This is a genomic window from Acinetobacter sp. NPDC052428 (genome assembly GCF_044547685.1).
Lineage (GTDB): Bacteria > Pseudomonadota > Gammaproteobacteria > Pseudomonadales > Moraxellaceae > Acinetobacter > Acinetobacter lwoffii_G.
The window spans coordinates 1-17,596 of record NZ_JBIUAT010000042.1 but is presented as its reverse complement, the minus strand read 5'-3'; the positions used below and the strand labels follow the sequence as shown (position 1 = coordinate 17,596).

16 protein-coding genes are annotated in these 17,596 nt (G+C 43.3%); 6 read left to right on the top strand and 10 right to left on the bottom strand.

What is annotated here, in order from left to right; all coding sequences use genetic code 11:
* Nucleotides 1-728: 728 nt before the first annotated feature.
* The 3 genes from ACIG3F_RS14785 to def form a co-directional block, all read right to left on the bottom strand.
* Nucleotides 729-2,816, bottom strand: a complete 2,088-nt coding sequence (locus ACIG3F_RS14785) for a TonB-dependent copper receptor (protein WP_396470410.1) — start codon at nucleotides 2,814-2,816, stop codon at nucleotides 729-731.
* A 72-nt stretch (nucleotides 2,817-2,888) separates the two neighbouring features.
* Entirely contained in the window at nucleotides 2,889-3,299 is a 411-nt protein-coding gene (locus ACIG3F_RS14780) for a DUF2946 family protein (RefSeq protein ID WP_004644876.1), read from the bottom strand.
* 92 nt (nucleotides 3,300-3,391) lie between these two features.
* A complete protein-coding gene (gene def, locus ACIG3F_RS14775; RefSeq protein ID WP_004644875.1) occupies nucleotides 3,392-3,922 on the bottom strand; it encodes a peptide deformylase in 531 nt (176 codons plus the stop codon).
* A gap of 120 nt (nucleotides 3,923-4,042) precedes the next feature.
* On the opposite strand from def, the gene ACIG3F_RS14770 reads away from it, so the two are divergent.
* The 3 genes from ACIG3F_RS14770 (at nucleotide 4,043) to ACIG3F_RS14760 (ending at nucleotide 7,039) form a co-directional block, all read left to right on the top strand.
* Nucleotides 4,043-5,197 carry a LysM peptidoglycan-binding domain-containing protein gene (locus tag ACIG3F_RS14770; protein ID WP_005264667.1) on the top strand — a complete coding sequence of 385 codons (1,155 nt, stop codon included), beginning with the start codon at nucleotides 4,043-4,045 and terminating at the stop codon, nucleotides 5,195-5,197.
* Nucleotides 5,198-5,288: 91 nt separating this feature from the next.
* Nucleotides 5,289-6,428 carry a DNA-processing protein DprA gene (dprA, locus tag ACIG3F_RS14765; RefSeq protein WP_004644873.1) on the top strand — a complete coding sequence of 380 codons (1,140 nt, stop codon included), beginning with the start codon at nucleotides 5,289-5,291 and terminating at the stop codon, nucleotides 6,426-6,428.
* Nucleotides 6,429-6,469: 41 nt separating this feature from the next.
* Nucleotides 6,470-7,039 (top strand): L-threonylcarbamoyladenylate synthase, encoded by a 570-nt coding sequence (locus ACIG3F_RS14760; RefSeq protein WP_004644872.1) that lies wholly within the window; start codon nucleotides 6,470-6,472, stop codon nucleotides 7,037-7,039.
* Between the two features lie 445 nt (nucleotides 7,040-7,484).
* Here ACIG3F_RS14760 and ACIG3F_RS14755 read toward each other — a convergent pair whose 3' ends face one another.
* Entirely contained in the window at nucleotides 7,485-8,381 is an 897-nt protein-coding gene (locus tag ACIG3F_RS14755) for a DMT family transporter (RefSeq protein ID WP_396470409.1), read from the bottom strand.
* A 190-nt stretch (nucleotides 8,382-8,571) separates the two neighbouring features.
* Between ACIG3F_RS14755 and ACIG3F_RS14750 the strand changes: the two genes are divergently transcribed.
* The 3 genes from ACIG3F_RS14750 (at nucleotide 8,572) to ACIG3F_RS14740 (ending at nucleotide 11,198) form a co-directional block, all read left to right on the top strand.
* Nucleotides 8,572-9,117: a glutathione peroxidase gene (locus ACIG3F_RS14750; protein WP_195725446.1), complete on the top strand. Its 546-nt coding sequence runs from the start codon at nucleotides 8,572-8,574 to the stop codon at nucleotides 9,115-9,117.
* A 323-nt stretch (nucleotides 9,118-9,440) separates the two neighbouring features.
* Complete coding sequence (locus tag ACIG3F_RS14745; RefSeq protein ID WP_311204255.1) at nucleotides 9,441-10,040, top strand: hypothetical protein; 600 nt, start codon at nucleotides 9,441-9,443, stop codon at nucleotides 10,038-10,040.
* Between the two features lie 141 nt (nucleotides 10,041-10,181).
* Complete coding sequence (locus ACIG3F_RS14740) at nucleotides 10,182-11,198, top strand: pirin family protein (protein ID WP_396470407.1); 1,017 nt, start codon at nucleotides 10,182-10,184, stop codon at nucleotides 11,196-11,198.
* 29 nt (nucleotides 11,199-11,227) lie between these two features.
* Here the strand turns inward: ACIG3F_RS14740 and ACIG3F_RS14735 are convergent, their stop codons facing one another.
* The 6 genes from ACIG3F_RS14735 to atpA all read right to left on the bottom strand — a co-directional run.
* Nucleotides 11,228-12,604 (bottom strand): NAD-dependent succinate-semialdehyde dehydrogenase, encoded by a 1,377-nt coding sequence (locus ACIG3F_RS14735; RefSeq protein WP_396470406.1) that lies wholly within the window; start codon nucleotides 12,602-12,604, stop codon nucleotides 11,228-11,230.
* Between the two features lie 201 nt (nucleotides 12,605-12,805).
* The gene (locus tag ACIG3F_RS14730) at nucleotides 12,806-13,663 is read right to left on the bottom strand and encodes a DUF4145 domain-containing protein (RefSeq protein ID WP_228740363.1); all 858 of its coding nucleotides are present in this window, start codon (nucleotides 13,661-13,663) and stop codon (nucleotides 12,806-12,808) included.
* 14 nt (nucleotides 13,664-13,677) lie between these two features.
* Nucleotides 13,678-14,097, bottom strand: a complete 420-nt coding sequence (locus tag ACIG3F_RS14725; protein WP_004732608.1) for a F0F1 ATP synthase subunit epsilon — start codon at nucleotides 14,095-14,097, stop codon at nucleotides 13,678-13,680.
* A 27-nt stretch (nucleotides 14,098-14,124) separates the two neighbouring features.
* Nucleotides 14,125-15,519, bottom strand: a complete 1,395-nt coding sequence (gene atpD / locus ACIG3F_RS14720; RefSeq protein WP_004644863.1) for a F0F1 ATP synthase subunit beta — start codon at nucleotides 15,517-15,519, stop codon at nucleotides 14,125-14,127.
* A 26-nt stretch (nucleotides 15,520-15,545) separates the two neighbouring features.
* Entirely contained in the window at nucleotides 15,546-16,415 is an 870-nt protein-coding gene (gene atpG, locus ACIG3F_RS14715; protein WP_004644862.1) for a F0F1 ATP synthase subunit gamma, read from the bottom strand.
* An 89-nt stretch (nucleotides 16,416-16,504) separates the two neighbouring features.
* Nucleotides 16,505-17,596: F0F1 ATP synthase subunit alpha (gene atpA, locus ACIG3F_RS14710; protein ID WP_396470405.1), on the bottom strand; the 1,092-nt coding region annotated here is incomplete at its 5' end.

Genomic DNA, 17,596 nt, shown 5'->3' with positions numbered 1-17,596 from the left:
CCAATCTTGGCTCATCAATTTTCTGACAAATATTTCTCAAATAAACTTCGAGTAATTTCTACCATCAATCAATGAAAATAATTTCGATCAATCAATCAGTAAAAATCCACACAAGTTGTTCTTCATAATCTCTTAATGATCTTCTTGTTGGTTCGTCACCAGCAAGCTAGGTCGGCTATATTACTCTCTATCTCTAGAAAGTCAACCAGTAATTCAGATTATTTTTAAACTTATCAAATAAAACCCAACTCAATTAAACTTAACTAAGTCACTGTTTTATCAGAAGTTTTAGTCTTCATCACCGCCGATGGATGTGCATTCTACAGCATTTCAGAGCCCTTGCAACACTTCTTGCAAAGATTTTTTATCATGTGTTTATTTTTCAAACCAATAAAAATATAAGTAATTGTTATATATAGTTAATTTATTTTCATTATTTTTGAATTTTATTGAGCACATCCAACAAAACCCATCCATAAACACAATAAGATATTGTTTTATTTAAATTTAAATTATAAAAATCTTTATTACATGACTTATATCGTTCAATTCACATTCTATTCTTGTTTGATTCTTCAGCAACTTGGCGTTTATATACACAAAACTTGTTTTATTGGGTCTTCTTCCAAGATACATAGGCCCGATTTAAATATGGAAAATTTATTGCAACGCTAAAAATTAAAAAGCCATCGCTATTGAGCAATGGCTTTTGGAGTACTGAGGAACAATTAGAATTTCATACTGACACGTGCCCAGTAATTACGTCCCATATTATTAAACTGCTCAGTTGTTGGTAAACCTGTCCCGGAAGTACCCATTTTATTTAAGTGCTCGGTATAAGTCCGGTCTAGAACATTATCGACTCCGACTGATACATCCACGCTATCCATAACATGGTAGCTACCGTTTAAAGACAAAATACCAAAGCCTGCGCTCTGCTTATTGTCATAACCAACGATATTACCTTCGTTAAGACTGATCCGGTTTTGACCATCCACTACACGCCATAGCAATCCAAAATTATATTTGTCTTGAACATAGCGCAAGTTAACACGGGCTTCTAAAGGTGAAATTTGTGGCAACGGCGTATTGTCTGTGGTGTTTTCGCCCCAAGCATACATGGCACTGATATCTGTCTGAATTGCATCAGTAAACTGATAACCAATTCCAGCTTCTGCGCCTGCAATGGTTGCATCGATATTTCTTGAATCCGCACTATTCATTTTTGCTGGCTGCATTTCTCCCATATCATTACCCATAGGATGACCATGCCCAGAGTTTGCAGACTTAGGATAAGTCATCAGAATAAAATCCTGAATCACACCGGCATAAGTTGATACCCAAGAATTAAACGCGCCATGATGATGTTGATAACCCAGATCGAGTTGTAAGGTCTTTTCTGTTTTCAGTTGCTTAAATGTATTTGCAGTTATTCCATGATAATCGGTCTTAAATAATTCCCAATAATCAGGCACACGCTCCACATACCCCAGTCCGATATAGGTTTTACCATCATCATGTTCTGGATGGGTATTTTCAAAACGAATGAAGCCGCTTGGCAAGGTTTCCTGACGGGTTTGTCCAGTTTTTAAGGCATCAATCTCCACTTGATCGACCCGCACACCAGTAACCAATTTGTTGTTATCACTTAGTTCATGACTTAGCTCAGCAAAAGCTCCATATGACTGGAATTTCATATCTGGAGTGAGCGGCATATTCATGCTTGTGGATGTCATTCCTCCAGCATGCGTATTGCGCTGAGAATCCATCCCGGCAATCAATTGGTTTTGATCCCATTCACTCGTTATCGCCATACGGGTATTTAAAGTACGGCGTGTAACCTGCATTTCAGAGGGTGCTGGCTGCATGTTATGAGTATGCTCATCATGCTTCATCGGCACTGGACGCAGGCTAAAATTATCCATGATGTGGTCGTTATAGTTATAGTTGATCTGTGCCTCAACTTTCTGAATTACATCAGTCAGGTTTTTCTTTTCAACACGTAAACCCAGACTTTCACGGGCAAACTGTGATCCATCCATATCACGACCGGCATAAACTGCTTCACCATCCGCCTTACCACCCGTCAGCTCTACCCAGGTATCTGTATCTGGAGTCCAGCCCAATGTCAGATCCGCATTCCAGCGCTCCCAGTCTGAAGGCACAGTAGTTCCATCACCATCTTGATAACTACTCGATACCGAACGATTGGTATTGAGTCGGATATATTTCTGTTCATCGCCTGCTGCGACTTCCACATTATGATCAAGACGTCCGAAAGATCCCATCAAGACACTGGCCTGACCGCGATAGTTTTGATCTTGATCAAACTGCTCCGGTGTACGTTCGAAAATCACTGTGGCCGCAGAGCCAGTATTGGCATACTGAACCGTTTGCGGTCCTTTAATCACCGAAATACGGTCATAGCTTTCCGGAGAAATATAAGAGGTTGGCGAATCCATACGACTTGGACAGGCGCCCAGGTTTTCGGTGCCATCGGTTAGGATCTTAATTCGTGAACCAAACATGCCACGGAACGTCACATCACCATTGGTGCCGGCACCGCTATTGACCGAACTAAAGCCAACAATACTTTGCAAATAATCCGCACCATCACTGGCAGGAATCGGTTGAATCGGCTGTTTTGGATCAGCGCGGACAATCAGCCCATTGGCATCATTACCTGCTGCCGATGTCACCACAATCGGGGCCAAAGTCTGAACCGGCATGGCATCATTGGCCATCACCACCGAAGAATAACAAGCAATACAAATCGCAGCCGCAAGTGGCTGTAAAGAAAATTTAGGCTGAGCCATTTCTCTATCTCACTAAATACATAAATTAGGCACGGCTTGAGTCAATACCAACCCAAGCTGAAAAATGCAGATTTATGCAGGCAGTGGTGGCGCTCGCCCCTGAGGAATTAAGAAGAGTTGCTGAAGGACAAACCAGACATGCTTAAAAGTTTTTTGATAAGCAATTAAACGGACATGAATCCGGTCAAGTACCTGTTTGATGTCCAGATCAGGCGGTAAAACTAAATTGGCATGAACCTTACAGTACTGACACTGATGATTGGCATCATGATGATCATGTTGAAGATGATCAGATTGGATAAGGTGGCTATGCTCGCCAGCGCTATGCTGCGCATGAGCATCTGTCGCGATAAAAAGCGCACGCGTGATGGTTTCACAGACCGGAGCAACCTGATATTGCTTCGGTAACAAAGGCTGTAAAAATACAGCAATCTGTAGAAACACAGCTGCAAATGCAAATAGCAGCCCCGCGCGTAAAAACACAGGCTATTCCTAAAATATGCTTATGTTGATTATAGCAAAGCCCAATCAGAATTGGGCTTTGCTAGACCATTTAAATAAACTTTAAAATGATCCTAGCGCTTCACTGCCACCTTGTCTTTATTACGCTGGCGTACCAGTTTTTCCACTTTTTCACGTGCACGTTGACGTTTTAATGGCGATAAATAATCGACAAATAATTTGCCATTTAAGTGATCCATTTCATGTTGGATACACACAGCGAGAAGTCCGTCAGCATCGAGCTCAAATGCTTGACCTTCCAGATTAATTGCCTCAATTTTTACGCGTGACGGACGATCAACTTTATCGTATATTTGAGGAACTGATAGACAGCCTTCTTCGTAGGGCTGCGTTTCTTCAGTCAATGGTGTGATTTTGGGGTTAATAAACACCATCGGTTGATCTTTATTTTCAGACAGATCCATAACAATCAGCTGAATATGACGATCCACCTGAGTCGCGGCAAGTCCGATACCTGGTGCTTCATACATGGTTTCAAACATATCCGCAGCGAGCTGACGAATTTCATCAGTCACTTCTTCGACAGGTTGTGCAATGGTACGAAGACGGGGATCCGGGAAACTTAAAATAGGTAATAAGGCCATACTGCGTCCTCAATTATGCCATTGATCAAAAAACCAAATGAAGGGAATGCTTCATCAAAAAAATGTGTGTAAGATCGTTATTATAACGCAACTACGCACATAATTTTAGGAATTATGATAATGAAAAAGGTTTTGAAGGGCATGCCATTTTTTAGTGCCTTGGGGTTTAAAAATCAGATGCTGGCACTTGCCGTTTGTGTTGGCGTCAGTATGGGGACCATTCATTCTGCCGAGGCAGCACCTGCACGCAACGTCAATCCACCGGCATTAAAAGCCAATGCACCGAACGTTTATGTGGTGAAAAAAGGCGATACGCTTTGGGATATCTCGAAACGCTTCCTGAAAAATCCGGTCCGTTGGCCGGAAATCTGGGCGAGTAATAAGCACGTGAAAAATCCACACTGGATTTTCCCGGGTGACCGCCTGTTGATGTGTGATTACCAGGGCCGCCCGATTATTGGTAAAGACGAAGGTGATGGTTGTGAAGGTATTATCAGCCGCTATCTTGGCAGTACTTCTCTGCAGCCCCAGATTCGTGTTGAATCTTTAAATAATACGATTCCCGTGATTCCGCTTGAGCACATCAAGCAGTGGCTAGAACGCTACACCCTTCTGGCACCTGATTCAGTTCAGGGCACACCCTACATTCTCGGAACTGCAGATCAGCGCGTACTGGCTGGCAAAGGTCAGAAAGTCTATGCACGTGGTCACGGCTTGGTAGTGGGTCAACGCTATGCGGTGTATCGTGAAGCTGAACCGTATGTATTTACGGATGCAAATGGCAAGAAATATACGTCTGCACTCGAGCTGCAACAGGTGGCATCTGGTATTGCGGTACGTGGCGAAGGTGATGTCACCACACTTGAACTGACAGATAGTTACAATGCAGAAGTACGTCGTGGTGATCGCGTCTTGCCTGAATACGATCCAATGTTACCGACCCTGTTCTATCCGACCAATGCAGAAAATATTGCTGCCGGTGGTCAGATTGTGCGTGTATTGGGGTCGATTGGTACAGCAGCACGTCATAGTATCGTCACCATTGACCGTGGTACGGCACATGGGGTTCAGACGGGTCATGTCTTTAGCGTGAATCAAAAAGGTGAAGTGGTGACTGATCCGAAAACCAAAGAACGGGTGCAATTACCGGGCGAGCGTATTGGTCAGGTCATGGTATTTAAAACCTTCGATCAATTGAGCTACGCTTATGTGCTGGAAAGTGAATTACCAATCAAGGTTGGTGCCAACATTCAGCCGCCACTATTAGAAGACTAAGCTTTTAAACGGGATGATGTGGATTGATCGGCATCATCCCTCTTGTTTGAACTCATACCCATAATAAGAAGACACCGAAATAGGTCTCACCATGTTGAATACATTGTCGACAGCGCAAATCCATGCCATTACGCTGTGGTATTTACTGCAACACTCCCTCAGCAGCTTTTATAAAATCAGTCAGCATTATGCAGACCTCGCCCATGCAATTGATGGTTCTCAAACCGAAACCTGGCGTAAGTTGGGCATTCATAAAAACCACATTCAGCGCCTGCAAGATTTCCAGTCAAGTGAGTCGCAGCTCCATTTTCAGCGCAGTCTTGAGCAGATCCAGTTGCACAGTGACTTTGTGCTTTTACATACAGATGCCGAATATCCACAGCAATTGAGCCATTATGCGCATAAGCCGCCAATCCTGTTCGGGCAAGGGTATGCAGATCAATTGCTGCAACCGCAAATCGCGATTGTGGGGAGTCGCAAGCCCAGTCTGCACGGCCGGCAAGTCGCTTATGACTTTGCTTTTTATTTGAGTGAACAGGGTTTTTATATTAATAGTGGCCTGGCACAAGGGATTGATGAAGCCGCACATCAGGCCGCATTACAACATCGGCGAACGATTGCAGTGATGGGCACAGGCATTGAACAGACCTACCCTGCTGCCCATCAAACACTACGTCAGCAAATCATCGAACATGGAGGTACGGTCATTACTGAGTTTTTGCCATTTACTCCCCCCTTACAGCAGCATTTTCCACGGCGTAACCGAATTGTCAGTGGCTTAAGCCTCGGGGTGATTGTGGCAGAAGCCGCCTTGAAAAGCGGTTCATTGCTGACCGCACAATGGGCAGCGGAACAAGGCAAGACCACATTCGCCATCCCGGGGCATATTTACAGTGAACATCACCAGGGCTGTCACCAACTGATTCGTGAAGGTGCGATTCTGATTGACCATCCACAGCAGGTCATCGAAGAACTGGCGCTGGCCACGCAATGGCAAGCTTTGGAAAACACCACCAAAACGAAAGTTATTGAAGCAACATCACAGCAAATTCCACCGCATCTGCTCAGTCTGTATAATCAGCTGGACTGGGTGGGACAGAGTTTGGATCAACTGGGAACGCAGGTTCAGCAAGAGGTATCTGCTTTGACCAGCCAACTCATGGAACTGGAGTTACTCGGTTTTTGTACCCAGCAAGCCGGCCTCTATCTACGTTGTCGGATTCTCAAATAAGGTTCACAATAGCGCTTTGTTGTTTGATATAAGGTATCCACATGATCACTACCTCTGTTGCCGAAGCAGCAGCATGGCTTAAAGATGGACAAGTCTTGGCATATCCTACAGAGGCTGTTTGGGGCTTGGGTTGCGACCCCTATAATGAACAGGCATTTCATCAGATTTTAGAATTAAAACAGCGCCCGATTGAAAAAGGCGTGATTCTGCTGGCAGCTCATCTTTCACAGGTAGAACATCTGTTGCAGGATTTAAGCGAAGAAATGCGTGAAAAAGTGATTGAATCCTGGAACCATGAAAGACCTGCTGATCGCGCGACCACCTGGTTACTTCCTGCAAATAAAGACATTCCTGACTGGATTAAAGGTCATCATCCTAAAGTAGCCGTACGTGTAACCACTCACCCACTCTGTGTGGCACTGTGTCAGGCCTTTGGCGGTTTTATCGTTTCGACCAGTGCCAACCCTGCCGGCATGGAACCTGCCCGCTCACTTCAGGATGCGATCCGCTATTTTGACCAGAACCTGAATTATCTAAATGGTGACCTCGGTTTAAGTCAGCAACCAAGCCGGATCATTGATGCAGTGACTGGCGCAATTATTCGTGACTGAGTCCTGTCTGATTTAGTCGGGACACTCAAGCCCGACTAAAGTTTTAAGACAAAAAAAAGCTCAGCCATATAGGGATGGCTGAGCATAAAAAAGGATGTGCATAAATCACATCCAGAGGGTTCAGAAAATCTCTGGGAGTCTGATAAAACAAGGATTTTCTTGCTTGATCATTCTCGATGGGCGCATTATGAAAGAAACTGAGTACAACGACAAGTACAATAAAACAATCAAATAATACATATTATCTATTAATAGAAAACATTTTTTGACCAATATTCAAAATATCTTGCTCTTTCTATTCTCTTTTTAAAATAAAACGATATTTTTCTATTTGTTTTAACATTTGAAAATTAGCATTTAAAAGGGGATTTCAATTAAAAAAGTTTTGATCAACCGCTCAATATTTAATCAGACAAAATTCTTAATTAGCTCTTTTAATTCCTGATTAAGCGGATCTTCCGGGATACTGTGCCCATAAAACTCCCAATAAAATAATACTGCCGCCAATAGTGTGATACATGGTCCACGCTTCGCCTAACCACAAATATGCGACTACTGCGGTAAAGACAGGCATCAGGTTCATAAAAATACTACTGCGATTGGGGCCAAGTTGCTGTACGGCCATCATCCAGAATAACGGCGCGGCAATGGAAGGGAAAATTCCGGCATAGATAATGCTGGCTGCATTAGCGTGATTGATGCTATCCAGACCTAAAATCAATACCAAAGGAATATGATAGAGAAAGGCTATAAAAATCTGAATATACAAGCTCACTAAGAGTGGAATCTGAATCTGCCATTTTTTCAGGAATACGCCATAACAGGCATAGAAAAATACTGCGATCAACATCAGCAGATCGCCAATATAGCTTTCACCGACAGTTAAAAACTGCAGGCCCTGCCCTTGTGCCATGACATACATCAAACCAATAAAGGACAGAAGACTCCCTAGCACTGCAGCCTGTGTCGGACGAATCTTTAAAACAAAGATACCCACGATAATGGTAAAAATAGGAATAAAGGCATTGATCAGGCCCATATTGGTCGCAGTGGTATAGTGTGCCGAGCTATAAGCCAACCCCTGATACAGCACCATTCCCAACGCACTCAAAACAGCAAAATGTCCAAGATGCGGACGGATTTCTGGCCACACCGCTTTGACTTTGGGCAACATGAATGGAGTTAAAATCAGTAAGGCCAAGGCCCAGCGATAAAAACTGATACTGATGGGAGAAATATAATCTGCCACATAACGGGTAACCGTCATATTCAGAGACCATATCAAAACTGCGGCCAGTGGTAAGGCCATGGCCCACCAGACTGCCTTTTGTTGCTGGGTCATACTTTCATCCATGATTCGCTGGTCTTGTTATTAAGCTATGCCTATTCGCGCATCCTAGCATAATAGATTTTTCACATAATATTGAGGCAATTTGCAGCTTTAAGTAACTAAGCTCACCTGTTTCTACTTGTACTGAAAGCGAATACCCGTTAAAACAAATACCGTTCAGTCGCAATAAACAGGAAATCTAATGACTCGCTCTGTATATGACATTCCAGTCAAAACCATTGACGGAACAGAAACCACTTTAAACCAGTACCAAGGTAAGGTTTTACTGGTGGTTAACGTCGCATCTAAATGTGGCCTGACGCCGCAATATGAAGGCTTACAAAAACTGTATCAGGACAAAAAAGCGGAAGGTCTGGAAATTCTGGGCTTCCCTGCCAATAACTTTTTGGAACAGGAACCGGGTAGCGAAGCCGAGATTCAGGAATTCTGTTCAGTAAATTATAAAGTCGACTTCCCGCTATTTGCTAAAATCTCTGTCGCGGGCGAAGACAAGCATCCTTTATATACCACCCTTACGCAAGCGATCCCGGAACGCATCGGTGAAGGCCCTTGGTGGAAAGATCTGGTCGATTATGGCCTAACGCCAAACCAGCCACCAGAAGTACTATGGAACTTTGAAAAATTCCTGATCAATAAAAATGGTGAAGTGGTGGCACGTTTTGCACCGGATATTACTGCGGATGATCCACGGATTGTCGATGCAGTGAACGCAGAACTTGCAAAATAATTCTCGATTATTCTCATAAGCTTCAAGCTTGAAATAAGTATCTATTTTCTTGATAGATACTTATTTTTTTAAAACCGCTATTTAGCTAAATTGAGATTAACCGGACATATCTTCAAAATGATTGCAGGCCGAACAAGCCAATTTGGTGAGAACAAAGTACTTCTTTACCAGTTTTTAATAATCTTTTTCCTGTTTTTAAATAAGGAAACATTCGGAACCCAGAAGAATTGTTATGAGTTTGCAACAATCTTTTTTATCTCCATAGTTTGTCCTTATATTAAATACTACTCAAATTCCATCACCTGTATCGAGACCCTGATTCCATGTCCAAGATTCTTGCCAATGCTGTCCTTCCTTTCGCATTATTTAGCTCTGGAATTTTACTGATGGGCTGTGAACAGGCTGTCGAAGCACCGGCTGAACAGGCAGATACCACGACCTCAGATCTGGAACCAGCCTCTCAGCAACAGAGTTCAGCAGCACAAACCGAACTTAAATCGGGTAATATGTTTTATATGGTTCGTGATGTCGCCGACTTGCAGCTCAAGGCCGGCAGTTATGTGGAACAGTTAAAACAGACCCAGACCGAACTGCAAACGGCGGTCGAAGCTAAAGATACCCAGCAACTGGAGTCCACTGCGACCCAGCTACAACAGCAACTCAGCAGTTTTAATCAGGTGTTAGGCAACCTGAACTTGAAAAGTCAGGAAATTGACCAGATTCGTGACAACATCATGACCGCCAATCAGCAAGTTCTGGCTTCTCCTCTTTTAAATGGTCAGGTGGATTTCAGCCAAGTGAACTTGAAAAAGATTGAATCCCAGATGGTTAATGTGCAATCCGAAATGGTCAAACTGGCCGGCTTGCTGATCCAGAATCCAGATCAGGAATCAGAGAGCAATACTGATCAGGACAATACTTAAAATACCTAAAAATCTCATTTTGAGGCGATTGATCGAAACCCACCTTCCTCAATCGTCTTGCAGGCTATACACTGTTATGGATTATAAAAATTATATTTAGATCAAGAATTTTCATCTAATCAGATCATCAGGAGTTCAATCATGTCGAATTCAGTGCTGTATTCTGTGGTTCCAGTCACATCCCGGCTTGATCTGAAAGATCCTTTTATTTTTACCGTTCATCATCAAGATCATTATCCGCAAGGCAATTCTAAATTAGGCCCAGTTTCCCCGCCACAGCAGCATGAATATGACATGTATTATGGCGAGAGTATTCCCGGCTTTCCGGAGCATCCGCATACAGGTTTTGAAACCATTACCATTGTCGAGCGCGGTTATGTCGATCATTTTGACTCGCTAGGAAACTCAGGACGTTATGGCGCGGGTGATGTGCAATGGCTGACTACCGGCAATGGGGTGCAGCATTGCGAGATGTTTCCCTTAGTCCATCAGGATCAGGACAATCCTCTGGAGCTGTTTCAAATCTGGCTGAACTCCTCACCAGAACAGAAAAAACAGCCAGCCGATTATAAAATGTTTTGGCGTGAACAGATTCCACATGTATTTTCAGCCGATGCGGCCGGACGTAAAGCGGATATCCGGGTCATTTCAGAGCAGTTTAAACAGACTCAGGCACTGGATCGGCCACCACATTCATGGGCAGCCATGCCAGAGAATCAGCTCAATATTTATTTAATCACTTTAGGGCCGGAAGCAGAATTAATCATTCCTGCAACCACTGCTACTGCAACGCGTTTTTGTTATTTTTATCAAGGTAGAAGCTTGGAGCTTGAAGGACAGAAAATAGCGCCGAAGCATCTACTTGAACTCAAACCGGATGCAGATATTCAGCTCAAAGGTGGGCTGCTGGAATCACATATTTTATGGCTGGAAGGTGAACCGATCGGTGCACCGGTGGCTATGCATGGGCCTTTTGTTCTGAATAGTGCTCAAGAACTGGATACTGCTTTTCGCCGTTATCGCGAAACCCAGTTTGGTGGCTGGCCTTGGCGAAGTGCTGAACCGTCATTTCCACCAGAACACCCACGTTTTGCCAGTTATGAAGGTGGCAAACGTGAAGAATATCCAGACCAACCAGACAAAGAAGCCACTGAATAGTGGCTTCTTTGACATTGGATCAGCTCATATTATTTTTTCGGGCTTTTGACGACGACCAGTTTCTTCTGCACAAACTCTCTGAAACCATCAATCGACAGTTCATGCCCATAACCAGAATTTTTGATTCCACCAAATGGCAATTCGGGCGTGGTGTCAGTAAACCAGTTGATCCAGATCATGCCAGTTTCTACCCGTGACGCCAGTTTTTTGGCACGCTCGATATCCTGTGAATGAATCACGCCACCTAAGCCATAATTAGAATCATTGGCAATTTCGACAATTTCATCATCATCCTTCGCTACATAGATTTGCGCCACCGGGCCAAAGAATTCTTCATACCAGGCTTCATTTTCACGCGTAATATTTTCCAGAATGGTGGGCGCATAGAAATTGCCTTGATGTTCTACAGCCTTACCGCCAGTAACTACGGTCGCACCTTGTGCTACGGCCTTTTCGACCTGCTTGCTGAGTTTTTCCAGTGCGTCTTTTGAAGACAGCGGTCCTAAAGTGGTTTCAGGATCGAGCGGATCACCCAGTTTTAACTGTTCAAAAGCTTTCAGCATGCCGGCCTTGAATTGTTCGGCAATTTTTTCATGCAAGATAAATCGCTTCGCCGCTGTACATACCTGCCCGGCATTATTGACACGCGCCTGACAGCCTAACTTGATCGCGCGTTCCAGATCTGCATCATCGAGTACGATAAATACATCATTACCGCCCAGTTCCAGTGTGGATTTTTTAAGATGTTTGCCCGCCTGTTCAGCGACTGCACTGCCCGCACCTTCTGAACCTGTGAGTGCCACACCACGCACACGCTTGTCTGCAATTACTTCCGCGACCTGATCACTGCTGATAAACAGATTGGTCCAGACACCTTTGGGTGCGCCTGCATCCAAGACCAATTGCTCAAAGGCTTCTGCACATTGCGGCACAATGCCGGCATGTTTTGCCAGAACCGGATTACCAATCGCACAGTTCGGCGCAAAGACCCGCATCAGTTGATAAAACGGGAAATTCCACGGTTCTACCGCCATGATAATACCCAGTGGATGATGCTCAACCCAGGCCTCATCCAGTTCCGTTTCATAGGATACGGGCGCTAAAAATTCTTTGGCATGATCAGCATAATATTCTGCAATTTTGGCGCAGGTTTCGATTTCACCTTCACTCTGCTTGATCAGTTTACCCATATCCAGCGTCATGAGCTTCGCCAGTTCAGACTTTCGTTCTCGCATATTGCTGGCCAATTTGCGCAGTACTTCAATACGAGTATCGACCTGTTGTGACCAGTCTGACTTTAGGATTTGTTCTGCAGTATCGAGGGCATTTTGAATATCTTGATCGTTATGGGATGGGTAGTCTTTCAATTTTTGATTGGTAAATGGATTAATAGATTGATAAGCCATGATTTTCCCTTTTTCAATTATAAGTTTTGCCTGTTCAAAACCCAATTGCATCAAGTTATAACAAGCGTGTATCTGTTCGAATTATTTAACTTATCATTGATTTTTTTATAGCGTGTGTCTGCTTACAGATTGGTTCAAAATATTACTGAGAGTGGGTAAAAGTTATATCGAGCGGTACAGAATGCAATAAATGCAGAGATTTTATAACCTCTTCTTAGGTCTTCTCTTTTGAGTAGTTTCTCTTACTACTGGAATGGGATGTCTAGGTGATGGTTTTAATCCTACACTTTTAATTTTTCTTATCTCTTCTTGATCTAAATTGTAGTAAACAAAAAGTTGTTGAATTAAATTTTCTAAAACTTTTAAGTGCAAAACTAGCTCTTTTCGAGTTTTGGAGTCTGCCCTATGTGCAGCATCATTCCCTAAATAACGAATATCATCAAGTAAGCCTCTTTGCTTAGTTGAGATAAAACCCTCATGTTCAAACTTATTTAAAATTTCCCCCAAATCATCTGAATGACCAAAATATTTCACAATCTGCTCTAATAATGTTCTCAAGCCTAATCCAGTTAGCAAAGGCATTTTATTATTTAACGCCACTATGACCTCTTCATAAGTAGAATAAATCTCTTCAGGTAAGATTTTCTCAAACTCTTTAGAAAAAGCAGTTTCTTCGTCTCTAAGAGGAAAAGTTTTATATAAATAATTTACTTGGTAGATCATATCTTCACTTTGATCATACCCTACAGGATCAACGTCATAAGAGTCATGGGACTTTGTTTGATATGAAATAGACTCACAATTTAAACATCTCAAAATTCTATAATTAGAATAAAAAGATATATTTGGATCAGAACAATCATTGTGTGATATATCTACCAATACCTCATGCTTAATTTTTGTTTTACATTCAATACATAATATTTTTTCATAAACAATTTTTGAATCTTGCTTAACACCCTCAAAAATTGGATTCAAAGAAACTATTTTCATTATTCTAGAAATACTATTTAAAAAATTAGTATATAAAAAAACCACCCTTTCGGGTGGTTTTTTCAATCTCAAACCGTCTCTTATTGAGCGCGGTTTTTGATTTTGCGGATCGTTTCCAGCTGAGCAGCAGTTTCTGCAAGAGCAGCCAAAGCAGCAGCAGCGTCCAAATCGCTCTTTTGATTCGCAAGCAATGCTTCAGCGTGTTTACGCGCTTCAACAATAGCTGCTTCATCTAAGTTTTCTGCACGGACTGCAGTATCTGCAAGAACCGTAACAACATGCGGTTGAACTTCTAGAACACCACCAGATACATAGATCAACTCTTCTGTACCGTTTTCCAAAATAACGCGGATCGCGCCAGGTTGGAGCAAAGTTACCAACGGAGCATGGCCAGGCATAATACCTAACTCACCGCCAGCACCTTTTGCAATTAGCATAGTTATAGTGCCTGAGTACAAAGACTCCTGAACACTTACAACATCACATTGCATAGTCGCCATGAGAATCTCCTAAATTAGAGTAGCTAATTAAAGTTTCTCGGCTTTAGCAATAACTTCGTCAATACCACCAACCATGTAGAACGCTTGTTCTGGGATGTGATCGTATTCACCAGCTAGAAGACCTTTAAAGCCACGAATCGTTTCTTTAAGAGATACTAATTTACCAGGAGCACCAGTAAATACTTCAGCTACGTGGAACGGTTGAGAGAAGAAACGCTGGATTTTACGCGCACGGTAAACAACCAGTTTATCTTCTTCAGCAAGCTCGTCCATACCAAGAATCGCGATGATGTCTTTAAGCTCTTTATAACGTTGCAATACGTTCTGTACAGAACGTGCAATTTCATAATGCTCTTGACCAACAACTAACGGATCTAACTGGCGTGAAGTTGAGTCTAGTGGATCGATCGCTGGGTAAATACCAGAAGATGCGATGTCACGGCTCAATACAACAGTTGCGTCTAAGTGAGCAAATGTTGTAGCAGGCGATGGATCTGTCAAGTCATCGGCAGGTACGTATACCGCTTGGATTGACGTAATAGAACCAGACTTAGTCGATGTAATACGCTCTTGAAGAACACCCATCTCTTCTGCAAGTGTAGGCTGGTAACCTACTGCAGATGGCATACGACCTAGAAGTGCTGATACTTCAGTACCCGCTAGTGTATAACGATAGATGTTATCTACGAACAATAGTACGTCACGGCCTTTACCGTTTTCGTCTTTCTCGTCACGGAAATATTCAGCCATAGTCAAACCAGTCAACGCTACGCGTAAACGGTTACCCGGTGGCTCGTTCATCTGACCGTAGACCATTGCTACTTTGTCTAGAACGTTAGAATCTTTCATTTCGTGATAGAAGTCGTTACCTTCACGAGTACGCTCACCAACACCAGCAAACACAGATAAACCTGAGTGAGCTTTCGCGATGTTGTTGATCAATTCCATCATGTTTACAGTTTTACCAACACCGGCACCACCGAACAGACCAACCTTACCACCTTTCGCAAACGGGCAAAGTAAGTCAATGACTTTAATACCAGTTTCTAAAAGGTCAGTAGAAGCCGCTTGTTCTGCATAAGAAGGCGCTTGACGGTGAATTGGTAAACGCGCTTCAGTCGCAACAGGACCAGCTTCGTCGATCGGGCGACCAAGAACGTCCATGATACGGCCTAGAGTCGCTGTACCTACTGGTACAGAAATCGGCGCGTTAGTGTTAGTTACGTTCAAACCACGCTTAAGGCCTTCAGTAGAACCCATTGCAATAGTACGAACTACGCCATCACCAAGCTGTTGCTGAACTTCTAAAGTAGTTTCAGTACCATCTACTTGGAGAGCGTCATAGATCTTAGGAACGCTATTGCGTTCAAACTCGACGTCGATAACCGCGCCGATGATCTGAATGATACGACCGCTATTCATTGCTGTCTCCTCAATTCAAAATAATGTTAAACGGCAGCGGCACCACCAACGATCTCAGAAATTTCCTGAGTAATCGCGGCTTGACGCAGCTTGTTATAAATAAGTTGCAGGCTCTTAATGATCTCGCCTGCGTTGTCTGTCGCTGCTTTCATAGCGACCATACGTGCAGACTGCTCACATGCGATGTTTTCAATCACACCTTGATACACCACAGACTCGATATAGCGAACCAACAAGCCATTTAAAAGCTCTTCAGCTTCAGGCTCGTAGATATAATCCCAACCGTATTGACGGTTCAGATTCTTGTCTTCTTCAGCAGCAGCCAAAGGAACAAGTTGTTCGATCTTTTGATTTTGAGTCATGGCATTGACAAAGCCGTTTGACACTAGATAAATACGATCTAACTCGCCTTTATCATAAGCATCCAACATCACCTGTACAGAACCAGATAACTGCTCAAGACTTGGAGCATCGCCGACTTGCGTCGTCGCACCAAGCACTTTACCGCCGTAGTTTTTAAAAAACGAAACCGCTTTTTGACCAATTAAAGCAAATTGAACTTCAATTGACTGCTCTTGTTGCTGTTGAACGTGTTTAACCACTTTCTTGAACAGGTTAATGTTCAAACCACCAGCAAGGCCACGATCTGAAGACACAATGATATAGCCAACGCGCTTAACCGGGCGTTCAACCATATAACGGTGTTTATATTCAGGATTCGCTTGGACCAAATGAGCAATTACACGGTGCATATTTTCGGCATACGGACGGCCTTGAGCCATGCGCTCTTGCGCACGACGCATCTTAGAAGCTGCTACCATTTGCATCGCTCGAGTAATCTTCTGCGTGCTCTTGATACTAGCTACTTTGGCGCGAATTTCTTTTAAATTTGCCATACGCTTAACCTAGTATTCGAAAGCCCTTGCGAGCTTCCGAAGGTTGATTCCGTGAACCAAACCGACACTAAATTCAACAGAGGTTGAAATTAGTAAGTTTGAGTCGCTTTAAAGCTTTCAATACCTGCTTTGATTGCAGCTTCGATGTCTTTGTTGTAATCACCAGAGGCATCGATTTGTTGCATTAACGCAGCATGTTCTGAACGGAAGTAAGAAATCAACGCAGCATCAAAGTCTACGATTTTCTTAACGTCTACGTCAGCCATGTAGCCTTCGTTAGATGCATAAATTGAAACAGCTTGGTCAGCAATTGAGTAAGGAGCATATTGTTTTTGCTTCATTAACTCAGTTACACGTTGACCATGTTCAAGTTGCTTACGAGTTGCTTCGTCAAGATCAGAAGCGAACTGAGCAAATGCTGCCAATTCACGGTATTGCGCCAAAGCAGTACGGATACCACCAGACAATTTCTTGATGATCTTAGTTTGCGCTGAACCACCAACACGAGATACAGAGATACCCGCGTTCACAGCAGGACGAATACCTGCGTTGAATAATGATGTTTCAAGGAAGATCTGACCATCAGTAATCGAAATTACGTTGGTTGGTACGAATGCAGATACGTCACCCGCTTGAGTTTCAATAATCGGCAATGCAGTTAATGAACCAGTTTGGCCTTTAACTTCACCGTTAGTGAATTTCTCAACGTAGTCAGCAGATACACGAGAAGCACGTTCAAGTAGACGCGAGTGTAGATAGAACACGTCACCTGGATACGCTTCACGACCTGGTGGACGGCGTAAAAGCAATGAAATTTGACGGTAAGCAACAGCTTGCTTAGACAAGTCATCATAAATGATTAACGCATCTTCACCGCGGTCACGGAAGTATTCGCCCATTGTACAGCCAGAATACGGAGCTAGATACAGCATTGCTGCTGGATCAGCTGCAGCTGCAGCTACAACAGTTGTATACGCCATAGCGCCAGTTTCTTCTAGCTTGCGTACCACGTTAGCGATAGTCGATTGTTTTTGACCGATTGCTACGTATACACATTTAATGCCAGAGTTTTTCTGAGCGATGATCGCGTCGATCGCCATTGCTGTTTTACCAGTTTGACGGTCACCAATGATCAACTCACGTTGACCACGGCCTACAGGGATCACTGTATCTACTGATTT